The organism is Leifsonia sp. 21MFCrub1.1, from assembly GCF_900107895.1.
GTDB lineage: Bacteria > Actinomycetota > Actinomycetes > Actinomycetales > Microbacteriaceae > Leifsonia > Leifsonia soli.
On record NZ_LT629867.1, the window covers coordinates 2,244,645 to 2,267,095 of the forward strand.

The window sequence follows — 22,451 nt, forward strand, 5'->3', positions numbered from 1 at the left end:
CGTGCCTGTCCCCCGGTAGCCTGTGGGAGGCATAACGGGGTGTCTAAACGCGTAAGCGCGGATGAATCCTGGGTGACCTTCTCCCGGGCGAGGCCGGCGGCGACCGATGAGGGCGCAGCAGACGGCCGGGTTCGCGTAGGACCAAGGAGATGATTGTGACGACCCAGGTAGTGATTCTCGCGGCCGGAATGGGAAGCCGACTCGGACGAAGCCTTCCGAAGCCGCTGACCGAGCTGAACGATGGCCGCACCATCATGCAGCAGCAGTTCGACAACATCCACGCGGCCTTCGGCAAGGACGCCCAGGTGACGATCGTGGTCGGCTACAAGCTGGAGCACATCATCGAGGCGTTCCCCGACGCCCAGTTCGTCTACAACGAGCAGTACGACCAGACCAACACGTCGAAGAGCCTCATGCGCGCCCTCCAGGCGTCGGGTCCCGGCGGTGTGCTCTGGATGAACGGCGACGTGGTCTTCGACCCGGCCGTTCTCGTGCGCGGCGCGGCCATGGTGGCCCGCGACCAGACCTTCGTCACCGTCAACACCTCGTCCGTCGCCGACGAGGAGGTCAAGTACACGACCGGGCCAGAGGGCTACATCCAGGAGCTGTCGAAGACGGTCAAGGGTGGTCTCGGCGAGGCGGTCGGCATCAACTACGTCTCCTCCGGCGACAAGGCCGCCCTGCTCCGCCAGCTGCAGCGCGTCGGCGACCAGGACTACTTCGAGCGCGGCATCGAGCTGGCCATCGAGCAGGACCGCATGCTGGTCGAGCCGGTGGACATCTCCGACCTGTACGCCGTCGAGGTCGACTTCCAGGAGGACCTGGAGCGCGCGAATCTTTTCGTATAGTCGGATGTCGGCGTGAGCTTTCACGCGGCTTCGATCAATACGATGGGTTCTCGTGACCAGTATCCCGACTGAAGTGCGCCCTGCGCAGCGCTCGCCCTTCTCGCGCTACCGGCACTCGCTCTGGCTGCTGACCAAGCGCGATCTCCGCGTGCGCTATTCGACGAGCGTGCTCGGCTATCTGTGGTCGATCCTCGATCCGCTCGTCATGAGCGCGATCTATTGGTTCGTCTTCACGGTCATCTTCAAGCGCGACGTCGGCGAGAACCCGTACATCGTCTTCCTCCTGGCCGCCCTCCTGCCGTGGATGTGGTTCAACGGCGCTGTCTCGGACAGCACGCGGGCGTTCATCCGCGAGGCGAAGCTCATCCGTTCGACGATGATCCCGCGGACCATCTGGGTCAACCGGATCGTCGCATCCAAGGGCATCGAGTTCCTGCTCTCGCTCCCGGTTCTGGCCTTCTTCGCCGTCCTGACGGGTGCCCGGCTCAACGTCGATGTCCTGCTCTTCCCGGTGGCGATCCTCATCCAGACGGTGCTGACGATCGGCGTCGGGCTGATCGTGGCGCCGCTCGTGGTGTTCTTCCGCGACTTGGAGCGCGCGGTGAAGCTGGCGCTGCGCTTCCTCTTCTACGCCTCCCCCATCATCTACAGCGCGCGAGACCTCCCGGGTGGATGCGGCGCCGGTGTCGCCGCGCGCCGCTGTGCCGCCTACCTGACCGAGCATCCTGGCGCGCAGACGGATGTGCTGTTCTCGCTGCACTTCTGGTCGGCGTTCAACCCGCTCACCGGCATCTTCAGTCTCTATCGCTCGGCGTTCTTCGCCGAGGAGCTGGACTGGTTCCTGGTCGGGGTGAGCGCTGCGATGTCTCTCGTGCTGCTGGGGATCGGCTGGCTCGTCTTCAAGCACTTCGAGCGCGACATCCTGAAGGAGATCTGAGTGCCCCCCGTCATCGCCGTCGAGGGTCTCGGCGTCCGTTTCCGCCGCAATCGCGGCGCCCGCCGCTCGTTCAAGGACCTCTTCTCCACCCGTCAGCGCCGGGTGCGCCCCGACGACTTCTGGGCGCTGCGCAACGTCAGCTTCGACGTGCAGCCGGGCGAGGCGATCGGCGTCGTCGGCCGCAACGGACAGGGCAAGTCGACGCTTCTCAAGCTCGTCGCCGGGGTGATGCTGCCGGACGAGGGGACGGTCACCGTTCGCGACGGCGTCGCCCCGCTGATCGAGATCACCGGCGGGTTCGTGGACGACCTCACGGTGCGCGACAACGTCTATCTGACCGCCGGCCTCCACGGCATGACGCGCTCCCAGATCGACGAGCGGTTCGGCGAGATCATCGACTTCGCCGAGATCGGCGACTTCGTCGACACCCCGTACAAGCACCTGTCGAGCGGCATGAAGGTGCGCATCGCGTTCTCCGTCATCTCGCAGCTGGAGGAGCCGGTGCTCCTCGTCGACGAGGTGCTGGCCGTGGGCGACCGCGGCTTCCGGGAGAAGTGCTACCGGCGGATCGAGGAGCTGCTCGCGGGCGGCCGGACCCTGTTCTTCGTCTCGCACAACGAGAAGGACCTGCGGCGCTTCTGCGAACGCGGCCTGTACCTGGACAAGGGCGCGCTCGTGCTCGACGGCCCGATCGGGGATGTCCTGGAGCTCTACAACTCCGACTACGGCACCTGACGCTGCGGCCTTCTCCACAGGGGCGGAACCGTCCCCAGAAAAGATTTGGGCGGGTTGTCCCCGGAAGTGGTGTTCGTGCCCGATTTCGGGGCGTCGAGCGTCGGAGGGGCTGGTTAGCGTCGTCGCATGAATCGTCTCCGGTTTCTTCGCAGCCCCTCTCCCGCCCCTCGTCCGCGCCGCCTGGCGTACCGCGTCCCGTGGCGGGTCGACCGCTCCACGGCACCCCACTACCGCTTGATCAATGCCGGGCGCGAGACGCTCAGCGGCGTCACCGTGAGCGTCGCGGGGAGCGCGAGCCTGCGGGTCAGCCCGCCCACCTCCGTATCGCCCGGGGAGGCCGTCCGGGCGAGCGTGTCCGGCCGTGAGCCCGCACGCGACACCGTGCTCGTCGTCCGCTGGTTCCCGCCCGACGGCCGCGAGTACCTCTGGCAGATCAGCCTGTGACCCGGGCTCTCCGGGTCGCACGAGCGGCCCGGAGAGCTCCCGGCGAACGCAGGCATCACCTGCATTTTCTGTGACCAACGCGAGAGGTCCGTGGTTCGGGGTGCTCGTGCTCTGGAGCACAGAGCCGTCCGGCTCTTCACTGATGACTATGAAGAACCCCGCAGGGACCGCCGCCCTCCTGCTCGGCGACCGCATCCGTCAGGCCCGGGTCCGTCTGGGCCTCAGCCAGGAGGCGATCGCGAGTCTCGCCGCCATGCATGTGACCAACTTCGGCAAGATCGAACGCGGCGGCGCGAACCCGAGCCTCCTGACGATGATGCGCATCGCCGCCGTGCTCGGGACGGACGTGTCCACACTGACCCAGGACATCTCGGCCGAACACCTGCCGAGCGACGTTCGCGTCCTGTCGGCCCAGGATTATCTGATCGCACGCGAGGGGAACCCCGGGTCGTCTTGATCTGGAACCGGCCTACACTCTGAGGAGATGGCTAAGAAGCAGCAACCGATCATCTCCGTCACCGGAGGACCGTCGCAGGGCGGGGACACTCCGCGCGCGGTCAATACGACACTCGACCGCTTCCTCGGCATCCAGCGGCCCGTCGTGGTGGCGCACCTGCGCAGCATCCGCCGCCGCCACCCGGACGCCTCCGCGGAGGAGCTTGCCCGCATCCTCGAACGGCGGTACCTCGCCGCGGTCACGAGTGGCGGGGCCGCGGTCGGAGCCACGGCCGTCATCCCCGCGATCGGCACCGGCATCACCCTCGCCCTCTCGGGGCTGGAGACGGCGGGCTTCCTCGAGGCGACCGCGCTCTACGCGCAGTCGATGAGCGAGCTGCACGGCATCGCCGTCGACGACCCCGAGCGCGCCAGAGCTCTGGTGCTCACCATGATGCTCGGCAAGGAGGGCTCCGATCTCGTGCGTCAGCTCGCCGGCCAGTTCGGCGGAGGCGGCGTGACCCGCACCGCCTACTGGGGCGAACTGGTCACGTCCACGCTGCCGAGCATGGTCGTCGGCCCCCTGGTCGACCGCCTGAAGAATGTCTTCATCCGCCAGTTCGCCGTACGCGGCGGTGCCAGCATCCTGGCCCGCGCCATCCCGTTCGGGGTCGGCGCCGTCATCGGCGGCACCGGGAACCACATCCTCGGGCGCCGCGTAGTGCAGAACGCACGTCTCGCCTTCGGTCCTGTCCCGCTGATCATCCCCGAGGTCCTCACGCCGGTGGAGGGCCCGGGTGCGGTCCGCCGCCTCGGCACGGCGACCGGCACCCGGGTCGTGCGGGTCGGGACGGCGCTGCGCGGAGCTCTGCCCCGCGGCGGCCGGCGGAAGCATGAACACGGCGACCCGTCCCGGTCCGATCTGCCGCGCGGCCCGTTCGTCATCGAGGCCGGCGCATCGGAGCCGGAGCCTCGCGGACTCCCGGATGCGGATCGCACGGGCGAGGCTGCGGACGCGGCCGACGGAGACCGGCGCCGAGCGGGCTGACCGCGGGGCTCGCCTGAGGAGCGGCCCTAGACGATCGGCGGACGCCCGGCGGCGGTCATCCGTGCGACCGTTCGCCAGCGCAACGGGCGTCGCTCCCCCGGGTCGGTGCGCCACCCTTCCGCCCAGCCGCCGAACCACGCGCGCAGGACGGCGGGCTTGCGGAACCAGCGCAGCAGCTGGATCCCCGTCCACGACCCCACGTAGAGCGGAATGAGCACCGCGGGCAGGTTGCGGCGCGCCAGCCACACCCGGTTCCGCGCATTGAGCCGGTAGTAGTACGAGTGCCGGGTCGGCGAGACGGACGGATGCTCGGCCACGAGGTCGCCGGCGTACCAGACCCGCTTCCCCTGATCCCACACCTTCCAGGCCAGGTCGATGCCCTCGTGCGCGTAGAAGAACGGGTCGGCCCACCCGCCGGCCTGCTCGAAGACGGCGCGCGGAAGGACGACGGCCGCCTCCAGCACGGCGAACACGTTGCTGGACCGCTCCGGATCGCCCTTGCGGATGCGCGGGATCCAGCGCCGGGGCGGCTGCGTGCCGTCGGGCACCCGGAGCCGGGGCTGCAGCATCCCGATGCCGGGATCGGCGCGGAGTTTGGCGATAGCGTCCGCCAGGAACGTGCGCGACGGGATGTCGGCGTCGTCGTCGAGGAAGAACAGCCACTCCCCGTGCACCAGCGGAACCCCCGCGTTGCGTCCGGCCGGGATGCCGACGTTCTCGGGCAGAGCGAGCACGTGCACGCCGTCCGGCAGCGCCGGATCGGCCGTCGCCGGATCCCAGCCGTTGCCCACCACGACGATGTCGGTGCTGACGCCCTCCTGGGCGAGCACCGACTCCACACCGCGCCGCAGCTCCACCGGCCGGGCGCCCTGCGTGAGCACCACGACCGCGACCGCGGGCAGCTCAGCCACGGACCCGCCGGGACGCCATGATGGTCACGAAGTGGCCGACAAGCGCGAGGATCGAGAGCGGGACGAGCGCGCACAGCAGGATGCGGTCGGCGAAGGTCGCGCCGATGAACAGGCCGACGATCGAGAACACGAAGATCAGGATGGTGAGCTCCACCGAGTGGTACAGGCGGTGGAACGGGAGGAACTTCGCTGCGCGCCGCAGGGTCGCGATGAGGCCGTGGGTCGGCGCGTACTCCGACTGCGTGTCGGCCAGCTTCGGCAGGCCGGCGTTGGCCCGCGCCACCCGCACCATGTCGTTGAGCGCCTTGTTGAGCACGATCACCAGGGCGAGCAGCGTTCCGAGGTTCGTCCAGAGGAAGTCCTCCGGCGTCTCCAGCGGGTAGCCCGCAGCACGGATGCCGAGCGCGATCGCGATCAGGGTCTCGGTCGAATAGTGGCCGACGTTGTCGAGGAAGATGCCCGCGGGCGACGACGTGCGCCGCCAGCGCGCCACTTCGCCGTCGCAGCAGTCCACCAGCATCTGCAGCTGGCCGAGCACGAGGGCGAGCGCCGCTCCGGCGATCCCGGGGATGAGCAGCGCCGCCGCGGTTGCCCATCCCGTCAGGATCATCAGACCCGTCACGCCGTTCGCCGAGATCGACGTCTTGAGCAGCACCCAGGTGAGGTAGGGCGACAGGTTGCGGAGGTACAGCGAGGCCGTCCAGTGCTCGGCGTTGCGGCGTCCGCGCACCTCCGGAGGCTGCGCGACAGCCTTCAGCTCGGCGATCGAGGACGGACGGGCGCCGTGCGCCGCAGGTCCGGGTGCGGTCATGCCTACCTTCCCGTGTGGGACGTGATGTTGCGGGTGAGCGACAGGTATCCGAGGATGAAGCCGATCCCCCAGCTGAAGTGGATGCAGGGCAAGACTACGAGAAACCACAGGAACGGGCGAAAACCGTCACGCCGACCCCAGAGCAGCGCGGAGACCACGACGATCACGACGTACAGCGCCGGGACGGCGAAGCCCCAGAGCAGCCACGGAGCCGCGCCCAGCGCCGCCTGGACGATGCCGGCGAGGCCGAGCAGCGTGCCGATGCCGACACCCAGCACCATCACCGGCGGAGCGAAGTAGCGCAGCCCGTTCGAGGCCGGGAAGCGGCGGGCGAGCTCGCCGCGCCAGATGCCGGTGGAGAAGAACTGGCGAGCCAGCCGGTAGAGGTTCGGGCGCGGTCGGTAGGTGACCTTCAGCCGCGGCGTGAACCACACCGTCCCGCCGGTGGTGCGGAGACGCCGGTTGAGCTCCCAGTCCTGACCGCGCTTGATCTCCTCGTCGAAGAGGCCGACCTCGATCAGCCGATCGCGGCGGAAGACGCCGAGGTACACGGTCTCGGCCGGGCCGGCCTCGCCGCCGACGTGCAGCTTCGTCCCGCCGAGGCCGACGCGGCTGCCGTACGCGCGGGCGACGGCGCGCTCGAAGTCGGTGGTGCCCTGCGCATCCATCAGGCCGCCGACGTTGTCGGCGCCCGTCTCCAGGATCGTCTCGACGGCGACCCTGGCGTAGTCGGGCGGCAGGACGCTGTGGGCGTCGACCCGGATCACGATCGGGTACTGCGACTCGCGGATGGCGAGGTTCAGCCCCGCGGGCGTCGAGCCCACCACGTTGTCGACGACCCGGATGCGGTCGTCGACCGCAGCGAGCTCCTCGACCAGCTGGGTGGTGCCGTCCATGCTCGGCCCGAGGGCGATGGTGACCTCGAACGGGCCGGCGTAGTCCTGCGCCAGGAGGCTGTCGACGGCGGCCCGCACGTGGGTCACCTCGTTGAGCACGGGCATCACGTACGAGACACCGGGGAGGGTGTTCACGATGTCGTCCGGCATCTGGTCCTTCGCTGTAGCGGGTCGGCGTCGAGCCTATCAGCCGGGCCTGCAGCGGAGCCGGGAGGCGGATGGGCGCAGAAGGGCCGCCCCGCGGTCGCGGGACGGCCCTTCTGCGCGTGCTCGATCACTCCGCCGGGAGGGACCCCAGCGTGACGGTCGCGGTCTTCGTCTGGCCGTCGCGGATGTAGGTGACGTCGACCTTCGAGCCGGCCGCGTGCGCCCGGACCTGAGCGGTCAGGTCGGTAGCGTCGGTGATCGGGGTGCCGTCGAGGTTCACCACGATGTCGCCGGCCTGGAGGCCCGCTCCCGCTGCGGCGCCGCCGCCGGTGACGCTCTTGATCAGGGCGCCGACGGTCGTCGCCTTGCTGTCCGTGCTCGCGTCGGCGACCGACGCGCCCAGGAGGCCGTGCGAGGCGGAGCCGTTCTTGATGATCTCGTCGGAGATGCGCTTGGCGAGGTTGGACGGGATGGCGAAGCCGACGCCGATGCTGCCGGACTGCGAGCCGTCGGAGCTCGACCCACCCGCGCTGGCGATGGCGACGTTGACGCCGATCAGTTCACCCTTGCTGTTGAGCAGCGCACCGCCGGAGTTGCCCGGGTTGATGGACGCGTCGGTCTGGATGACCGGGAGCGAGATCGTTCCGGAGCTCTGCTGTTGCTGCTGCTGACCACCCTGGCCGGGGAAGTCGAAGTTGAACGGGTTCTGGCTGCCGCCACCGTTGTTGGAGTCGTCCTTCGGAGCGGCCGACGAGGCGATGCTGATGCTGCGGTTGAGCGCGCTGACGATGCCGTCGGTGACCGTGCCGGAGAGGCCGAGCGGCGCGCCGATGGCGACCGTCGTGTTGCCGACGTTGAGCTTGCTCGAGTCGCCCCAGCTGATCGGGGTGAGGCCGGACGCCTTGTCCAGCTTGATGACGGCGAGGTCGGTGGTCGGGTCGGTGCCGACGACCTTGGCCGTGTAGATCTTGCCGTCGTTGTCGGTGACCGTCACGTTCACGTTGGCGGCCTGGCCGTCGAGCGTCACGACGTGCGTGTTGGTGAGCACGTAGCCGTCGGAGGTCAGGACGATGCCGGAGCCGGTTCCGCCGGAGCTGGACGCGCTCACCGAGATGGTGACGACGCTCGGGGACGCCTTGGCGGCGACCGCGGTGATGGTGCTGGCGTCGTTGGCGTCGTTCACGGTGATGTTCTGCGGGCCGGAGACGGTCTTGATGGTCGCGTTGCCTCCGTTGGTGGCGGCGTAGATGCCGACGCCCGCTCCGGCGCCGGCGATGCCGCCGACGAGTGCGCCGATGGCGAGGGTCGCGATGATCAGGCCGGTGCTGCCGCGCTTGGCGGGCTTCGCCGGGGCCGTGGCGGTCCCGGCGCCCGGTGCGCCCGCGTAGCCCTGCTGGTGGGCGTTGGGAGCGTAGGGCGGCTGCTGCGGCTGCTGGCCGTATCCTGCGGGCTGGCCGAAGGCGCCGTTGCCGTAGTGCGGCTGCTGCTGGCCGTACGGCTGACCGTAGGGCTGGGGCTGCGTGGGCTGGGTCTGGTGCTGCGGGGCGGCGGTCGGCTGCGGAACGGTCGGCTGCGCGGCGGTCGGCTGCGCGGCGGTCGGCTGCGGCACCGTCGGCTGCGCGCCGGGGTCGCCCGCAGTGTGCGCCGCCGGAGCGGTCCAGCCTGCGCCGGACGCAGGCTCCTGCGTCGCGGGTGCCTGCTCCGCGGGAGCCGTCGGGGCCGCGGGGGCCGCCGCGGGGGTCTCGGTCTGGGCCGCGGGGGCCGCTGCCTCGGTGTGCTCGGTGTGCTCAGTGCCGGCAGCATCCACGACCGCGTCGGTGTCGGCGTCGTGCTGGGGCTTCGCGGGCTCCGGGGTGTTCGGGGTGTCGGTCATGGTGTGTTGCTCCTTCCAAGCACAGACAGCTTGGGATGCGAACCTGGGCGTTCTATTTGCCGTTGCTGTGGGCGACCTTCTGCATGTCGATGACTCTCCCCAACGTACCCAATGGGTTGGATGCGAGTAAGGCCGTAGCGTTGTCCTATGACGATCACGGGAGGCTGGCGGCGCGCCGCCGCTGGTGCAGGGCTGCTCGGGGCGGACGGCTCCGTGCGGCCGACGATCTTCGCCGAGATGAGTGCGCTGGCGGCGCGCACGGGGGCGATCAACCTCGGTCAGGGGTTCCCGGACGAGGACGGCCCCGCCGCCGTGCTGGAAGCCGCGGTGGCCGCCATCCGCTCCGGCGAGAACCAGTATCCGCCCGGGATGGGCATCGCCGACCTGCGTCTGGCCGTCGCCGAGCACCAGAAGCGCTTCTACGGTCTCGACCTCGACCCGGACCGCGAGGTGCTCATCACCGCGGGGGCGACGGAGGCCATCGCAGCGACGCTGCTCGCCCTGCTCGAACCGGGCGACGAGGTGGTCACCTTCGAGCCCTACTACGACGAGTACGGCGCCGTGATCGCCCTGGCGGGCGGCGTCCACCGCACCGTGCCGCTGGAGCCCCCGGCATTCCGGCCGGACCTCGACCGCCTGCGCGAGACGGTGACCGACCGCACGCGCGCCATCCTCGTGAACACGCCGCACAATCCAACGGGAACGGTGCTCGACCGCGAGACGCTCACGACCGTCGTCGAGCTGGCCGAACGGCACGACGCCCTGATCATCACCGACTCCGTCTACGAGCACCTCACGTTCGGGCCGGAGCACATCCCCCTCGAGTCCCTGCCGGGCGCACGCGAGCGCACCATCGCGATCTCGTCCGGCGGGAAGACCTTCAACACGACCGGATGGAAGGTCGGCTGGCTGACGGCGCCTCCCGAGCTCGTCACCGCCGTCCTCGCCGTGAAGCAGTTCCTCACCTACGTGAACGGGGCGCCGTTCCAGCCGGCGATCGCGGCGGGACTCCGGCTGCCGGACGCCTACTTCACCGGCATCGCCGACGCTCTCGCCCACAAGCGCGACGTGCTCTCCGCCGGGCTCTCGGCGGCCGGCTTCGGCGTGTTCCCCTCGGACGGGACCTACTTCGTGGTCGCCGACGCAGCGCCGCTCGGCTTCCCCGAGGGCGTCGAGCTGTGCCGGCGGCTGCCGGAGCTCGCCGGTGTCGTCGCCGTGCCGCTCGGCGCGTTCAGCCGCGGCGAGTACGCGGCGCGCACCGCATCCCTGGTCCGGTTCGCGTTCTGCAAGCGGATCGAGGTGCTCGAGGAGGCGGCACGGCGGCTCGCGGCGCTGGCCCCGTGAACCGCGGCTCCGGCCCCATGAACCGCTGAGCCGTTCGCCCGCTTCAGCGCGCCGTCACCGGCGGCGCTCGCCCGCGAACAGGTGCGCGGCCCGCAGCCGGCCGCCGATGTCGGCGACGCACTGCTCGAACACGGCCGTGGCCTTCGAGGCTCCGATCGCCCCTCCGCTCACCGCCGCGCCCACCTGGTCGCGCGACAGCCGGGCGACCAGGCCTCCCTGCTGATCGGTCAGGAAGCGCAGCATAAAGGTGATCCGCAGCTGCGACCCGGACAGACCGCCGAAGAGCACGGTCATGGCGGTGCTCCCCCGCTGCACGGCGAACGCACCGTCGGGCGCGGGCGTCACCGAGAAGCCCTGTGCGCGCAGGGCGTCGACGACGATGCCGCGGCCCTGCTCCGGGTCCCCGGCGAGGAAGAAGTCGTGCGTCGTCGCCATCAGAGCGGGGTCACCCGGTAACGGCGGAGAGCGAGGGCGGGGTTGCGCTCCCGCACCTCGCGCACCCGTGCGGTCGACACCTCCGCGACAGCGACGCCGGTGGTGTCGCCGAGACCGGCCAGGGTGACGCCCATCGGATCGAGGATCGCACTCGAGCCGACGCCGATCGACGGCGGATGGTCCGCCGCCGCGACGTACAGGGTGTTCTCGATGGCGCGGGCCGCGAGCAGCGTCGACCAGTGGAACTCCTTCAGCGGACCGCGCACCCACTCGGCGGGCACCGCCACCAGCTGGGCGCCCGCGTCGGCCAGGCGCCGCGTCACCTCCGGGAAGCGCAGGTCGTAGCACGTCTGCAGGCCGACGGTTACGCCGTCCACCGCGAACGTCTGCGGCTCGTCCAGCTCGCCGGGCACGACCCAGTCCGACTCCTTCGCACCGAACGCGTCGTAGAGGTGCTGCTTGCGGTAGGTCGCCAGCACGTCGCCGGACGGCCCCACCGCGACGAGGGTGTTCGAGAACCGATGCGACTGGTCCGTGCGCTCGACGAGCCCCGCCACCACGAACAGCCCGTGCTCGCGTGCCGCTGCGGTCAGCGCCCCGACGAACTCGCCGTCGAGCGGCTCGGCGTTGCGGGCGAACGACGGCCCGAGCGGATCGGTGAAGTAGGAGGCGTACTCGGGCAGGATGACGAGGCGGGCGCCGCGGGACGCGGCGACGGCGATCAGCCCGGCCGCCGTGTCCCGGTTGCGCACCCGGTCGTCTCCTGGTGCGAACTGGGCGACGGCGACGGCGATCGTGCTGTCGTCGATCGTGAGCTCTGCCGGCCGGTCGGTCACGGCGTCACCTCCACACGCGGGATGGCGCCGGTCACGGCCGCCGGCGTCTCGACGGGGAGGACGATGCTGATCGAGGTGCCCACCCCCTCCTCGCTGGCGATGTCGAGGCGGCCGCCGTGGGCGGTCACGATCGCCTTCGTGATGGTGAGGCCGAGCCCGACGCCCGGCACCGCGTTGCGGGTCGCGGTGGATGCGCGGAAGAAGCGCTGCGAGAGCTGGCTGAGCTCGACGGCCGGGATGCCGATACCGGTGTCGGTCACGGCGATCACGGCCTGGGCGCCGTCCGAGCGCAGAGCCACCGTGACGGTGCCGCCGGAGGGCGTGAACTTGAGCGCGTTCGAGACCAGGTTGTCGACCGCCTGACCGAGCCGCAGGGTGTCCCCGCGCACGGCCACCGTGTGATCGGGCACCTCGGCGACGAGCGTCACCCCGGCGTTGGCGGCGGCCGGGCGGGCCGACTCCACCGACGCGGACACGACGCTGCTGAGCTCGACGTCCTTGATGTCGAGCGGGAAGCGCCCGGACTCCACCTGCGCGGTGAACAGCAGGTCGCCGACGAGGCGGAGCAGCCGGTGCGCGTTGCGTTCGGCGACCGCCAGGTACTGCAGCTGCTCCTCCGACAGCGGATCCTCGTCGTCGTCGCGCAGCAGCTCCAGATACCCGAGGATCGAGCTGAGTGGCGTCCGCAGCTCGTGCGAGATGAGGCCGACGAACTCGTCCTTGAGGCGGGCGAACTCGCGCGCCTCCGTCATGTCCGTCGCCACGAAGATGAAACCGACCCGGTGGCCGTTCTCGTCGAGGCGCGGGGTCGCCGCCACCTGCACGACGACGCGCTTGCCGTCCGGGCGCACGTACGTCCAGTCGCGGACGTCGGCGGAGCCGGCACGGACCGTGTCCACCAGCGCGGAGAACTCGTCGGTGGTCGCGACCGTCGTGAACCGCGCATCCATGTCCTGCAGCCGCTCCGCCAGCTCCGACGGGAGGTGGAAGTCGGTGATGTGGTGCCTGCCGTCGAGCACCTGCTTCTCGGTCAGGCCGAGCATCTTCTCGGCGCCGGGGTTCCACACGTCGATGAGGCCGTCCAGGTCGGTGCCGATGACGGACTGCTCGGTCACCGCGTTCCAGATGCTCTGGATGAGGCGGTTCGCCGTCTTCAGCCGCGCCTCGTTGAGCACCAGCTCGTCCTGCGCGGTGACCGCCTGAGCAAGCAGCGTCTCCTGCCGCTCGCCCGCCTCCCGCGCCGCAGCGAGCTGGACCCGCATCCGGTGGGCGATCTCGTTGATCACGATGGCGACGATCAGGTAGATGACCGGGGAGAAGAACGCCCGGACGACGTCGCCCGGGGACCGGGTGGCCCCGTCCACCACCAGGGGCGCCAGGAGGACGACGAAGGTCGTGAGCGACGCGATCAGGATGTTGATCCGCCCCGCCTCGGAGGCGATCCAGACGAACGGAAGCAGGGTCAGAACGACGAACGGCGACGCCGACGACCCCGTCCCGAGACGGAGCAGCCCGACCGCGAGCAGCGACAACGTCGGCACGACGACGGCCCACTCCGGCGCGAGCCGCCGCCAGGGCACCACGAGCGAGAGGACCGACGCGACGGCCACGAGCACGACACCGGCCACGAACTCGGAGGTGTTGGTGACCGGCACGCCGTTCGGCAGCACGGCGATGACGACGGCGATGCCGAAGCCGACGATCGTCGGCACCTGCTTCATGAAGGCGGACGGCGAGTCGAGCGGCAGCCGGCTGAGCCAGCGGTCGAGGGTCATGCCGGCTCCCCCAGATCGAGCATCTCCCGGATGCGGGTCGACAGCACGCGCGGGCTGAACGGCTTCACGATGAAGCTGTCCGACCGGTCGGCGACGACCCCGCGGTCGGTGAGCAGCTGGACGGACGCGGACACCATCAGGATGAGCGTCGAGCGGGTGAGGTCGTCCGCGCGGATCGCCTCGGCCACCTCCACCCCGTTGAGTCCGGGCATCGAGATGTCGAGGACGGCGAGGTCGATCCCGCCCGCCTGGACGGCCGCGAGGGCGGCGGAGCCGTTGTCGACGGCCGCGACGATCTGCACCCCTGCGCGGTTGGCGGCGATGGTCATCAGGCCGCGGATGTCGTCGTCGTCGTCCGCGATCACGACGCGCTTCTGGCGTTCAGACATGGAGGAACACCGTCCGGACGACCACGATCGCGGCGAGGACCAGGAGGGCGATGCCGCCATAGACGGGGAGGCGGTACTCCCAACGGCGGTCGCGCTCCAGTTCGTCCTGGATGCGCTCGCGAAGCCCCGCGGGGAGTTCGGCGGGCGGTTCTGCGGAGTGTCGGGCAGCGTTCACCGTGCGTCCTCACGTTCTGCGGCCGGCCGTTCTGCGGCCGCTCGATCCGCGGCTTCGGCGAGCAGGGCGGGGACGCGCTCGTAGCGTCCCACGTCCGTGGCGACATGGCTGTCGGTGGAGGCGACGATGCGGGCGCCGGCGTCCAGCAGCGCCGCGATGGCGTCCGGGCCCGGGCAGTTCCACTTCTCGTTGACTTCGACGATGGTCCCGGTCGCCGCGGCGGCCTGGGCCCAGGCCAGGAGGCGCTCATCGCCGAGCTGAGCCTCGTCGAGGCCGACCTTCGGCAGGATCGAGAACCAGTGCGCCAGCTGCGCGTGCGGCGTGCGTTCCATGGCGCGGATGCTGCCCTCGATGAGCAGGTCGAGCGCATCGTCGACCGCCAGGCCGGCATCGAGCCGCTCGCGCGTCGCGGTGGGCGACCACGGGCCGTCGGTCCCCGGGAACTGGTGGTCGCCGATCACGACCGCATCGACGCCCCCGGGCCCGACGACCAGCCCGGAAGGAGTGTCGACGGCGCCGGACGCATCCAGCAGCTTGGCCTCCACCCCGGTCAGGACGGTCAGTCCGTCGGGCACCGGCTCCGACGCGACGGCGGAGAGGAATTCCGGCACCCAGGTGGTCGAGGCGCGCACGTGGTCGGTGAGGCGGATGGTCCGGAGCCCGGCAGAGGACGCGGCGGCGATGTTCTCCGCGAGCGTGCTGCGGGCGTCGTCCGAGAACGTCGAATGGACGTGGAAGTCGCCCTGGAGCAGAGCGGGCAGCCGGCCCGCCTCCGTCACGCTCACTCCTCCAGGCCCTCCGCGTGCGCCGCGTTCTCGGAGACGAGCACGTCGGCGGGGGCCAGGAAGACGTCCTCCAGGAAGCGCACGTTCGCGAGCTCCTCGAAGTCGACCGCGGACGGCACGGGCCGGCCGAGCACCAGGTCGAGCAGGAGGGACGGCATGTCGACGCCCGCCGCGATCGTCAGCGGCATGGCACCGGGGAAGCGCGGATTCACCTCGAGGAGCGCCGGGGTTCCCTCGGAGCTGTAGCGCAGCTGCACGTTCGCGACGCCGGTCAGACCGATCGCGCGGGCCACCGCGGCCGCGGTGTCCGAGAGCTCCGGCCGCCGTACCGTGCGCCCGGCGATCGAGACGCCGGAGTCGACCCGCTCCCGCGACCGCGGGACCGCCGCGATGACGCCACCGTCGAGCCCGGCGAGCACGTCGACGGAGAACTCCTCGCCCGGCAGGTTCTCCTGGATGATGATGCTCTCGTCGGTGCCGAGCGCCTCCAGGGTGCCGCGGTCCGCGATGAGACGGACACCGCGGGATCCGGCGCCGCTGCGCGGCTTGATGATGACCGGGAAGGTCCAGTCGGCGCCGATTCCCTCCGCGTTCAGCAGCCGCGTGACCGGGACGGGCGCCTGGTCGCCGACCCGCTGGACGAGGGCGAACTTGTCGAGGCAGGTGACCAGTGTGTCGTGCGACGGCGCGGCCAGCTTCGTCCCGACCGCCTCCAGCTCGTCGCGGCGAGCGGCGAGCCCGGGGAGCTCGACGTCGACCGTCGAGAACAGCACGTCGATGCCGTCGGCCCGGCTCATCGCGATGAGCGCGTCGACGAAGCCGTCCGACCGCCCCGGCGGCACGATCCGCCTGCGCCCCTCCTCCACCAGGTACAGACCGCTGGCCCATCCGTCCATGTCGGCGGCGTACACGTCGACGTCGTCCCGGGCGAGCAGCGAGCGGATCACCGCGACGCCGGCGGGGCCGCCTGCTCCCGTCACCAGGACGCGGGTACGGGGGGAATCGGTCATTCAGCGGTCCTGTTCAGTCGGTTCCCGGCGATGCGGGCGTCGGAGTGGATGGCGGAGGCGGGCACCGAGATGTCGGCGGTGTCGCGCATCACCTCGAGGGGCTCGCAGTTCTTGCCGCCGCCGAAGCGCGACCAGTAGCGGGCCGTCGCGAGCACGAAGTCGGGCTCGAGGTAGCCGCGCAACTCGGTCTGCGAGCGGAAGCAGTCGAGGAGCTGGAGCTTGGTGTCGGTGAACCCGTCGATCGGGACGAAGCGGGTGGGCCGGAAGTCGATGGTGGCGGACGGGCTCTGGTAGCAGCACACGGTGCGCACGGAACGGGTGGCGACGTTGGTCGCGGCGTGCACCGCCCGGTGGTCCTGGTGCCGGTCGTGGGACGAGTGCGTGTAGACGATGTCCGGCTGGATCTCGGCGACGACGCGCTCGATGATCCCGACCGTCGGGTCGGCCGCCGAGATGTGGGTGTCCTCGAGGTCTTCGAGGAACAGCCGGGCGCCCAGCAGCTCGGCGGACGCGAGGGACTCGTGCTGGCGGTCGTTGGCGTCTCCGCCGCGGGCGCCCCGCGACAGGGTCAGGATGACGACCTCGTTCCCCGCGTCGCGGTGGGCGGCGAGGATGCCGCCGACGCCGATCTCGACGTCGTCCGGGTGCGCGCCGACGGCGAGCACCACCTGGCGGCGGGCGGCAGCGCGCTTGATCCGCCCCTCGGCGGCGAGCCGGTTCACGATCGCGACCAGCTCCGCCGACGCGACGGGCTTGCTCAGGAACTCGTCGGCCTGCGCCCGGAGTGCGGAGACCGCGTAGTCGACCGAGACGTGCGCGGTCATCACGACGACCGGCATCCCCGGATACTCGGCGCGGAGCTCCTTGAGCAGGTCGAGGCCGGTGATGCCGGGCATCTCGATGTCGGTGATGACGAGGTCCGGTTCGAACTCGGCGATCCGGGCCAGGGCGACGGACGGGTCCGTGACCGCGATCGCGACCGCATCGGCTCGCTTCTCCAGCACGGTCTTCATGAAGAAGGCCACGTCCGGGTCGTCCTCGACCACGACCACCCGGTACTTCGTCACGACACTCGCCATCGCATCCCCTATCTCGGATCGACTCTAGTAGGACGGCCGGTCCACAGGACAGGACGCGCCCGGGCGGGTGTTCGCGATTTCCCACCCCTCCGATCCCGTGCTAGAGTTTCTTCTTGTGCCGCGGGGTGGAGCAGCTCGGTAGCTCGCTGGGCTCATAACCCAGAGGTCGTAGGTTCAAATCCTGCCCCCGCAACCGGTAAGACCCCCTGATCAGGGATTCTCTGATCAGGGGGTCTTTTTTTGCGCGGTCTTCCGCCGCGCGCCCGAGGTGCGGGAGCGTCCGCTCGACGGCGCGGATTGCAGCACCGGGCCGATCTCGTCGAGGGTGAGCGACGGGACGAACGCCGGATCCTCGTACAGCGCCTGGAGCGCCGCCGTGTCGACCGCGGTCAGGGCACCGGAGGAGAACGCGGCATCCCCTCCCGCCGCCTTCCAGGCGCTCTGCCAGAGCATCGCCAGAGTGAGCGCGCCGTCGGCGAGCACACCGATCGTGAGCGGGCCGAACGCCGTCCACAGCGCGTCCGTGACCCGGACCGTGGAGTCGCCGGGCTTCGTCGCGACGGCGGCGTACGCGCTGACGAGGGCACGCGGGTCGATGGCTGTCGCCGACCGGTCCATCAGGCGGACGACGGCGACCGCTGCCTCCGCGCCGCTGGTCACCAGCGGCGGCAGGGCGGCTCCGTCGAGCGCGCGGGCGATCCCCGACACGATCTCGACGTCGTGGCGGTCGATCATCGTGGACTCGTAGGCGGAGTGGACGCCCTTCCCCGTGCCATCCTCGAGGCCGTCGGCGAGGAACGAGCCGTGGAGCGGCTGACAGGCGTCGCCGACGTAGTGCGCGACGAGACCCGCGGCGGCGACGTACCGGACGACGTCCTTCGCCCGCACCGCCGCGACCAGCTCGTCGAAGAACTGCTGGACGCGGAACGGCAGCAGCCCGCGCTTGTCGGGCTCGGTGTGCCCGAGCCGTGTGTAGTAGTCCTGCCACACCGGAACGGAGACGTTCGCCGGATCCTCGACGCAGCGCGCCCGGAGCGTCGTCCCGTCGAGGAGCTGATCGATGTCGGCGAAGTGGTTCGGATGCTCCGGCCCGGTGCGGAACGCGGTGTCGCGGCCGCCCTTCACCGCGCCCGGCAGGTTCTTCCAGACCAGGTCCGGCACGTCGGCGAGCGGGACGAAGCCGCCGTTCCTCTTGGCCTGGACGGTCGTCGTGTCGATGGCGCCGTGGCCGAGGCCCGCGAGGCTGAAGCTGATCCTGTCCGTGTTGACGGTCAGCAGTGTCCGGAGCTTCGCATCCGTCGCCCGCTCGCAGGCGAAGGTCGCGATCGTGTAGTGGCCGGTCTTCCCCCAGTAGGGCTGGGGGCCGGTGTTGTAGTCGACGACCAGTTCCACATCCAGCAGGCGCAGGATGGCGCTGAGGCTGGTGGCGAGCGAGAAGTCGAAGCCCGCCCCCGACGCGCCCAAAAAGCCCTGCCCGCCCCACTGCACCGCGATCGGGCGGAGCGGAGCGTCGCCCGCCGGAACCAGGTACCACACCGTGCCGGAATCGCCCGGGCGCGATTCCCCCGCGCCCGGATCCGCATCCCCGGCCGCCTCGGGGTCCGGCGCGATCAGGAAGTCGGTCACGTCGTCGAAGCCCCCGCGGCTGCGATAGCGGTAGAAGAGCGCCGCGATACGGCCGTGCAGCTCGCCCGAGGCGGCTCCGAAGGCCCGAACGCGCGCACCGATGAGCCGGACGCCGATGTTCAGCTCGTTGAGGTCGGCGAGCGCGCCCGCCGCCGGGAGTCCGTAGCCTTGCGACGTCCAGGCCGTGACGTCGTCCACCTCGACCAGGCCGACGTCGAGCGTCGCGAAGGTGCGGCGGCCGGAGAACTGCGGGTACACCTCGGCGAACGGCCGTCGGGTGAGGTGGCGCGCACTCGCCCGGCCAACCACGGAGAGCGATCCGCCGAGGAAGCTCGAGACAGGGCTCCCCCCCGGCCCGGTCACGTGACGGCTCGTCAGCGCGAACACGGTGTGCCCGTCCGTCACGAGGGTGCCGACACTGCCCAGGTTCTGCACGCCCTGGCTCTCGCTGACGAGCGGGAAGCCGCCCCCGATGCGCGACGCCGGCCAGGTGCGCGGCGGAAGAACGGAGGCGTCGGGGGCGGAGGGCGTCACCTTGACCACGCAGACCGGGACCGTGCGCCCGTCGGGGAGGTACAGCGTGCTCGGCACCAGCTCTTCCGGCGACTCCTGCTCCGCACCGGAGCCGAAGCGGTCCGCGGGGATCCACGCGTCGACCAGCACCAGGATGCACGGGCGCGAGTAGTCCCGCACCTCGGAGTTGTCGAAGGTGCGCTCGCCGCGCACCGGCGCCCGCGTCGCTGCGCGGACGCCTCCTCCGGCATCCGGCCGCTCGCCGACCGGCCACGGATCGCTCTTCCGGATCAGGGAGAGTCCGACGGCGGTGCCCACCACGTTCTTCTTGTTGAGGAGATGCCAGTGGTAGAGGTCGCGCGCCTCGAGCAGATCCGCTGTCGACAGGCTCGCGAAGCTGCTGTCGGCGCCCAGGATGTCCATCTCGTCCCCCATCCCCTCGCCCACGCGGTCGTCGCCGGACGCGGGCGCCGCCAGGATAGCCCCGCCGGGTGAACGGGGGAATCGTGGATTCGCTAGTGTCATGACGCAACGACACGGCGGGGAGAACAGTGGCAGAGGAGCACGGCAAGGCGACGCAGGCCGCCGTCCGCGAGCGGAATCTCACGACCGCCCTGCAGCTCGTGCTGTCGGGGAACGGCACGGCGACCCGGGCGGCCATCGCTCGACGCACCGGGCTGACCAGTGCGACCGTCTCCTCCCTGCTCGCCGGGCTCATCGCCGACGGACTCGTGATCGAAGGGCAGCTCGCCGAGAGCACCGGGGGGAAGCGCGCGACCACCCTCCGCATCGCCGCCGAGAATCACGTCCTGCTCGCCCTGCTCGTGCAGCCGGGACTCGTCCGCGGCGCAGTCGTCGACCTGCTGGGCGACGAGCTCGCCACGGTCACGCACCGTGCGGCGACCCCCGGGTCCCTCGAGGACGTGCGCTCCGTCGCGCGACGGCTGGTCGCCTCCACCTCGGCGCGGATCGTGGCGGTCGGCGTCCAGGTCCCCGGCATCGCCGACGGCACGCTGATCCGCGAGTCGGTGCAGCTGGGATGGACGGATGTCGACCTCGCACGCGAGCTCTCCGGGATCGTCGATGCGCCCATCCACCTCATCAACGACGCCGACGCGGAGGCGATCGCCGACGCGATCACGTCGGACGATTTCGGGGCGAACCAGTTGTTCGTCTCACTGAGCACCGGAGTGGGTGCGGCCGTCATCATCGACGGCGAGGTCGTCAGCGGCGCCGCCCACCGCGCCGGCGAGATCGGCCACGTGCCCGTGCTGTTCGGGCCGGAAGCGCCGCTCTGCGCCTGCGGCAACCGCGGCTGCCTCGAGGAGGTCGTCTCGGTGACCAGTCTGCTCGGACTCCCCCACGGCACCGACCTCGAGGCCCTCGACCTCGCCGCCCTCGCCGCCGCTCCGGACTCCCGGGAACGGATCGCGGACGGCGCGCGCGTGCTCGCCCGCGCCCTCCTGCTCGTCGCCGCGGCGCTCGACGTCCCGAACATCGTGCTCGGCGGTGCTGCGCCTCGCCTCGGGCCGGAGTTCATCGGCCACCTGCGCGCCGAGGCGGCCCGGCATCCCGTCAAGGCGGCCATGCCGCTCAGCTTCCGGTACGCCCGCGTTCCGCAGGAGCACCCCTACCGCGGGGCGGCGCAGTACGCGCTGAAGTCGGCGCTCGGGGTCAGCTGGGCGCGCTGACGGGATCACCGGCAGGTCAGCGGCCGGTCAGCAGTCCGAGCAGCGCGGCCCCGTGACGGCGGTCGAATCCGTACGTCGCGATGTCGGCGTACGAGGGATCGGGACGCCCGCCCATGTCCACCACGAGCACTGAACGGCACGTCGCCCGCACCGCATCCACGACCTGCCGGGTCCACCGGGCGGCCGCGTTGTCCGCGCCGACCACCACGACGGGCGTCCCCGTGGCGAGAACCAGCTCGGGGTCGTCCGACGGCCCGACCGCGACGACCGGGTTGCCCGACCAGGATGCCGCGGTGGCGCTCCCCGGCTCGGCCCACGCCTCCTGCAGCGTGTACCACCGTGGAACGCCCAGCACCTCGTTGTCGAGCGTCGCCAGCCGAACGACGGTGCACCGCCCCCGGAACGCGGCGAGCCTGTCCTGCACTCCGGGGGCGAACCGGAACGACAGTGCGGCATCGACGTCGAGGTCCGCGTCGGCGAGCAGCGTCATCACGACACCCCCAGCTGCGCGGACAGCACCATGACGACGCACCCGCGCAGCACGATGTCGCGACCCTGACTCGTCATCCGGACCGTGACGCCGGAGTGGAAGCCCGCCATCGTGCGATTGCGGAGGGTCTCGCGCACCGCGTCCAGGAGCACCCCGTCGAGCAGCTCCTCCGGACCGGCGAGGACGACCTCCGACAGGTTCAGCGCTCCGACGATGGGCGCGAGGGCGACGCCGAGGCGCTGGCCGGCCTCTCGCAGCACCGGCTCCGTCGGCGCCCCGACCGCTTCGGCGGCGGCCACGCGCGACTCCAGCCGCGGAACGGCCAGCCACGCCTCCAGGCAGCGCTCGCGGTCGTACGGCGCTTCCGGCCCGGCATCCGTGCCGACCATGACCTGGCCGATCTCGCCGGCGGCGAAGCGGCTGCCGAAGACCAGCGCGCCGGCGACCAGCAGGCCGGAGCCGACACCGTGGCCGACCTTGACGAGCATCATGTCGCCCTGCGCGTCGGCGAAGCCGTGCTCGGCCAGGACGGCGACGTTCGCGTCGTTCGCGACGAAGACCGGGAGTCCGGTGCGCTCGGCGATCCGGTGCTGCAGCGGCTCGTCGACCCAGCCGAGGTTCGGGGCGGTCGCCACGACCCCGTCGGCCTCGACGATGCCGGGCGACCCGATGCCGATGCCGAGCACGGGCGCCGTGGTCGCCGCGACGAGACGGTCGACGAGGGCGAGCACCTTGGCGGTCGCTTCCTCCCCGCGGCTCCCGGCGAGCTCGACCTCCGCGGTCTGCAGGATGCGGCCGTCCATGTCGAGGACGGCGCCACGGAAGACGGCGTGCTCGCTGAGGTCGACGCCGATGATCTGGGTCGCGCCGCGGTTCACGTCGAGGAGGACGGCGGGCTTTCCCGGCCGGGCGTCGTCGCGCTGGCCGAGCTCCACCACGAGCCCCTCGGCGATCAGCTCCCCCACGAGGTCTGAGATCGTGACGCGGGTGAGGCCGGTCGTCCGGGCGAGATCGGCCCGGCTGACCCGGCCGGAGCGGTACAGCGACTGCAGCACGAGCGAGCGGTTGTGGCCGCGCGCGTGCTCCGGCAGCACCTTCGTCCGCGGGCGGAGGGCCCGGCCGGGGACGAGTCCGTGGTCGGACGGCGCACCCCGATCGGCGGCGGCGGTGCGCTTGGCCAGGTCGATCGACATGTTTGTTAGTAAAGCTGACAATCAA

At 71.0% G+C, this 22,451-nt stretch carries 23 protein-coding genes and 1 tRNA gene; 9 read left to right on the top strand and 15 right to left on the bottom strand.

The features are described from left to right. The first annotated feature begins 155 nt into the window (after nucleotides 1-155). The 6 genes from BLW09_RS10655 (at nucleotide 156) to BLW09_RS10680 (ending at nucleotide 4,447) form a co-directional block, all read left to right on the top strand. The gene (locus BLW09_RS10655; protein ID WP_089912169.1) at nucleotides 156-848 is read left to right on the top strand and encodes a phosphocholine cytidylyltransferase family protein; all 693 of its coding nucleotides are present in this window, start codon (nucleotides 156-158) and stop codon (nucleotides 846-848) included. A gap of 73 nt (nucleotides 849-921) precedes the next feature. Next, nucleotides 922-1,785 (top strand): ABC transporter permease, encoded by an 864-nt coding sequence (locus tag BLW09_RS10660; RefSeq protein WP_089912172.1) that lies wholly within the window; start codon nucleotides 922-924, stop codon nucleotides 1,783-1,785. Further along, the gene (locus tag BLW09_RS10665; RefSeq protein ID WP_089912175.1) at nucleotides 1,786-2,520 is read left to right on the top strand and encodes an ABC transporter ATP-binding protein; all 735 of its coding nucleotides are present in this window, start codon (nucleotides 1,786-1,788) and stop codon (nucleotides 2,518-2,520) included. Between the two features lie 126 nt (nucleotides 2,521-2,646). Then, nucleotides 2,647-2,964, top strand: a complete 318-nt coding sequence (locus BLW09_RS10670) for a hypothetical protein (protein WP_231946785.1) — start codon at nucleotides 2,647-2,649, stop codon at nucleotides 2,962-2,964. A 148-nt stretch (nucleotides 2,965-3,112) separates the two neighbouring features. Next, complete coding sequence (locus tag BLW09_RS10675) at nucleotides 3,113-3,421, top strand: helix-turn-helix domain-containing protein (protein ID WP_089912178.1); 309 nt, start codon at nucleotides 3,113-3,115, stop codon at nucleotides 3,419-3,421. 27 nt (nucleotides 3,422-3,448) lie between these two features. Next, on the top strand, nucleotides 3,449-4,447 hold the full coding sequence (locus tag BLW09_RS10680) for a hypothetical protein (RefSeq protein WP_231946787.1): 999 nt from the start codon (nucleotides 3,449-3,451) through the stop codon (nucleotides 4,445-4,447). Between the two features lie 26 nt (nucleotides 4,448-4,473). On the opposite strand, the gene BLW09_RS10685 is transcribed toward BLW09_RS10680, so the two are convergent. The 4 genes from BLW09_RS10685 to BLW09_RS10700 form a co-directional block, all read right to left on the bottom strand. Next, on the bottom strand, nucleotides 4,474-5,358 hold the full coding sequence (locus tag BLW09_RS10685) for a glycosyltransferase family 2 protein (RefSeq protein WP_089912181.1): 885 nt from the start codon (nucleotides 5,356-5,358) through the stop codon (nucleotides 4,474-4,476). Further along, nucleotides 5,351-6,169 (bottom strand): CDP-alcohol phosphatidyltransferase family protein, encoded by an 819-nt coding sequence (locus BLW09_RS10690; RefSeq protein WP_089912183.1) that lies wholly within the window; start codon nucleotides 6,167-6,169, stop codon nucleotides 5,351-5,353. The genes BLW09_RS10685 and BLW09_RS10690 overlap by 8 nt, the downstream gene beginning before the upstream one ends. A gap of 2 nt (nucleotides 6,170-6,171) precedes the next feature. Continuing rightward, complete coding sequence (locus BLW09_RS10695; RefSeq protein WP_089912185.1) at nucleotides 6,172-7,215, bottom strand: glycosyltransferase family 2 protein; 1,044 nt, start codon at nucleotides 7,213-7,215, stop codon at nucleotides 6,172-6,174. A 124-nt stretch (nucleotides 7,216-7,339) separates the two neighbouring features. Continuing rightward, nucleotides 7,340-9,085: a trypsin-like peptidase domain-containing protein gene (locus tag BLW09_RS10700; protein WP_089912188.1), complete on the bottom strand. Its 1,746-nt coding sequence runs from the start codon at nucleotides 9,083-9,085 to the stop codon at nucleotides 7,340-7,342. 147 nt (nucleotides 9,086-9,232) lie between these two features. Between BLW09_RS10700 and BLW09_RS10705 the strand changes: the two genes are divergently transcribed. Further along, on the top strand, nucleotides 9,233-10,429 hold the full coding sequence (locus BLW09_RS10705) for a pyridoxal phosphate-dependent aminotransferase (protein WP_089912190.1): 1,197 nt from the start codon (nucleotides 9,233-9,235) through the stop codon (nucleotides 10,427-10,429). 54 nt (nucleotides 10,430-10,483) lie between these two features. On the opposite strand, the gene BLW09_RS10710 is transcribed toward BLW09_RS10705, so the two are convergent. From BLW09_RS10710 to BLW09_RS10745, 8 genes are read right to left on the bottom strand one after another with little or no spacing between them, the layout of a single operon-like run. Then, nucleotides 10,484-10,864, bottom strand: a complete 381-nt coding sequence (locus BLW09_RS10710) for a hypothetical protein (protein ID WP_089912193.1) — start codon at nucleotides 10,862-10,864, stop codon at nucleotides 10,484-10,486. Next, a complete protein-coding gene (locus tag BLW09_RS10715; protein ID WP_089912196.1) occupies nucleotides 10,864-11,700 on the bottom strand; it encodes a carbon-nitrogen hydrolase family protein in 837 nt (278 codons plus the stop codon). The genes BLW09_RS10710 and BLW09_RS10715 overlap by 1 nt, the downstream gene beginning before the upstream one ends. Further along, nucleotides 11,697-13,475, bottom strand: a complete 1,779-nt coding sequence (locus tag BLW09_RS10720; protein WP_089912198.1) for a sensor histidine kinase — start codon at nucleotides 13,473-13,475, stop codon at nucleotides 11,697-11,699. The genes BLW09_RS10715 and BLW09_RS10720 overlap by 4 nt, the downstream gene beginning before the upstream one ends. Then, nucleotides 13,472-13,864 (bottom strand): response regulator, encoded by a 393-nt coding sequence (locus tag BLW09_RS10725; RefSeq protein WP_089912201.1) that lies wholly within the window; start codon nucleotides 13,862-13,864, stop codon nucleotides 13,472-13,474. The genes BLW09_RS10720 and BLW09_RS10725 overlap by 4 nt, the downstream gene beginning before the upstream one ends. Beyond that, a complete protein-coding gene (locus tag BLW09_RS10730; protein ID WP_089912204.1) occupies nucleotides 13,857-14,039 on the bottom strand; it encodes a hypothetical protein in 183 nt (60 codons plus the stop codon). Before BLW09_RS10730 ends, BLW09_RS10725 begins: the two co-directional genes overlap by 8 nt. Continuing rightward, nucleotides 14,036-14,824, bottom strand: a complete 789-nt coding sequence (locus tag BLW09_RS10735) for a PHP domain-containing protein (protein WP_089912207.1) — start codon at nucleotides 14,822-14,824, stop codon at nucleotides 14,036-14,038. The genes BLW09_RS10730 and BLW09_RS10735 overlap by 4 nt, the downstream gene beginning before the upstream one ends. Then, nucleotides 14,821-15,834 carry an ATP-grasp domain-containing protein gene (locus BLW09_RS10740; RefSeq protein ID WP_089912210.1) on the bottom strand — a complete coding sequence of 338 codons (1,014 nt, stop codon included), beginning with the start codon at nucleotides 15,832-15,834 and terminating at the stop codon, nucleotides 14,821-14,823. The genes BLW09_RS10735 and BLW09_RS10740 overlap by 4 nt, the downstream gene beginning before the upstream one ends. Then, the gene (locus BLW09_RS10745; RefSeq protein ID WP_089912213.1) at nucleotides 15,831-16,913 is read right to left on the bottom strand and encodes a response regulator; all 1,083 of its coding nucleotides are present in this window, start codon (nucleotides 16,911-16,913) and stop codon (nucleotides 15,831-15,833) included. Before BLW09_RS10745 ends, BLW09_RS10740 begins: the two co-directional genes overlap by 4 nt. Nucleotides 16,914-17,032: 119 nt before the next feature. Here BLW09_RS10745 and BLW09_RS10750 point away from each other — a divergent pair. Then, nucleotides 17,033-17,106, top strand: a tRNA-Met gene (locus BLW09_RS10750). A 32-nt stretch (nucleotides 17,107-17,138) separates the two neighbouring features. Here the strand turns inward: BLW09_RS10750 and BLW09_RS10755 are convergent. Next, nucleotides 17,139-19,475, bottom strand: coding sequence for a S1/P1 Nuclease (locus tag BLW09_RS10755; protein ID WP_231946790.1), 2,337 nt, complete (start codon nucleotides 19,473-19,475; stop codon nucleotides 17,139-17,141). Between the two features lie 128 nt (nucleotides 19,476-19,603). On the opposite strand from BLW09_RS10755, the gene BLW09_RS10760 reads away from it, so the two are divergent. Next, a complete protein-coding gene (locus tag BLW09_RS10760) occupies nucleotides 19,604-20,743 on the top strand; it encodes an ROK family transcriptional regulator (protein WP_089912216.1) in 1,140 nt (379 codons plus the stop codon). A gap of 16 nt (nucleotides 20,744-20,759) precedes the next feature. On the opposite strand, the gene BLW09_RS10765 is transcribed toward BLW09_RS10760, so the two are convergent. Then, complete coding sequence (locus BLW09_RS10765) at nucleotides 20,760-21,233, bottom strand: hypothetical protein (RefSeq protein ID WP_089912219.1); 474 nt, start codon at nucleotides 21,231-21,233, stop codon at nucleotides 20,760-20,762. Then, complete coding sequence (locus tag BLW09_RS10770) at nucleotides 21,233-22,426, bottom strand: ROK family transcriptional regulator (protein ID WP_089912221.1); 1,194 nt, start codon at nucleotides 22,424-22,426, stop codon at nucleotides 21,233-21,235. The genes BLW09_RS10765 and BLW09_RS10770 overlap by 1 nt, the downstream gene beginning before the upstream one ends. Between the last annotated feature and the right edge of the window lie 25 nt (nucleotides 22,427-22,451).

What these genes read in the sequence shown, in the direction of transcription:
- BLW09_RS10770 (WP_089912221.1), bottom strand. Translation starts at nt 22,426, where the DNA reads ATGTCGATCGACCTGGCCAAGCGCACCGCCGCCGCCGATCGGGGTGCG.
- BLW09_RS10670 (WP_231946785.1), top strand. Translation starts at nt 2,647, where the DNA reads ATGAATCGTCTCCGGTTTCTTCGCAGCCCCTCTCCCGCCCCTCGTCCG.
- BLW09_RS10720 (WP_089912198.1), bottom strand. Translation starts at nt 13,475, where the DNA reads ATGACCCTCGACCGCTGGCTCAGCCGGCTGCCGCTCGACTCGCCGTCC.
- BLW09_RS10680 (WP_231946787.1), top strand. Translation starts at nt 3,449, where the DNA reads ATGGCTAAGAAGCAGCAACCGATCATCTCCGTCACCGGAGGACCGTCG.
- BLW09_RS10745 (WP_089912213.1), bottom strand. Translation starts at nt 16,913, where the DNA reads ATGGCGAGTGTCGTGACGAAGTACCGGGTGGTCGTGGTCGAGGACGAC.
- BLW09_RS10675 (WP_089912178.1), top strand. Translation starts at nt 3,113, where the DNA reads ATGAAGAACCCCGCAGGGACCGCCGCCCTCCTGCTCGGCGACCGCATC.
- BLW09_RS10765 (WP_089912219.1), bottom strand. Translation starts at nt 21,233, where the DNA reads ATGACGCTGCTCGCCGACGCGGACCTCGACGTCGATGCCGCACTGTCG.
- BLW09_RS10740 (WP_089912210.1), bottom strand. Translation starts at nt 15,834, where the DNA reads ATGACCGATTCCCCCCGTACCCGCGTCCTGGTGACGGGAGCAGGCGGC.
- BLW09_RS10710 (WP_089912193.1), bottom strand. Translation starts at nt 10,864, where the DNA reads ATGGCGACGACGCACGACTTCTTCCTCGCCGGGGACCCGGAGCAGGGC.
- BLW09_RS10755 (WP_231946790.1), bottom strand. Translation starts at nt 19,475, where the DNA reads ATGGACATCCTGGGCGCCGACAGCAGCTTCGCGAGCCTGTCGACAGCG.
- BLW09_RS10705 (WP_089912190.1), top strand. Translation starts at nt 9,233, where the DNA reads ATGACGATCACGGGAGGCTGGCGGCGCGCCGCCGCTGGTGCAGGGCTG.
- BLW09_RS10695 (WP_089912185.1), bottom strand. Translation starts at nt 7,215, where the DNA reads ATGCCGGACGACATCGTGAACACCCTCCCCGGTGTCTCGTACGTGATG.
- BLW09_RS10690 (WP_089912183.1), bottom strand. Translation starts at nt 6,169, where the DNA reads ATGACCGCACCCGGACCTGCGGCGCACGGCGCCCGTCCGTCCTCGATC.
- BLW09_RS10700 (WP_089912188.1), bottom strand. Translation starts at nt 9,085, where the DNA reads ATGACCGACACCCCGAACACCCCGGAGCCCGCGAAGCCCCAGCACGAC.
- BLW09_RS10725 (WP_089912201.1), bottom strand. Translation starts at nt 13,864, where the DNA reads ATGTCTGAACGCCAGAAGCGCGTCGTGATCGCGGACGACGACGACGAC.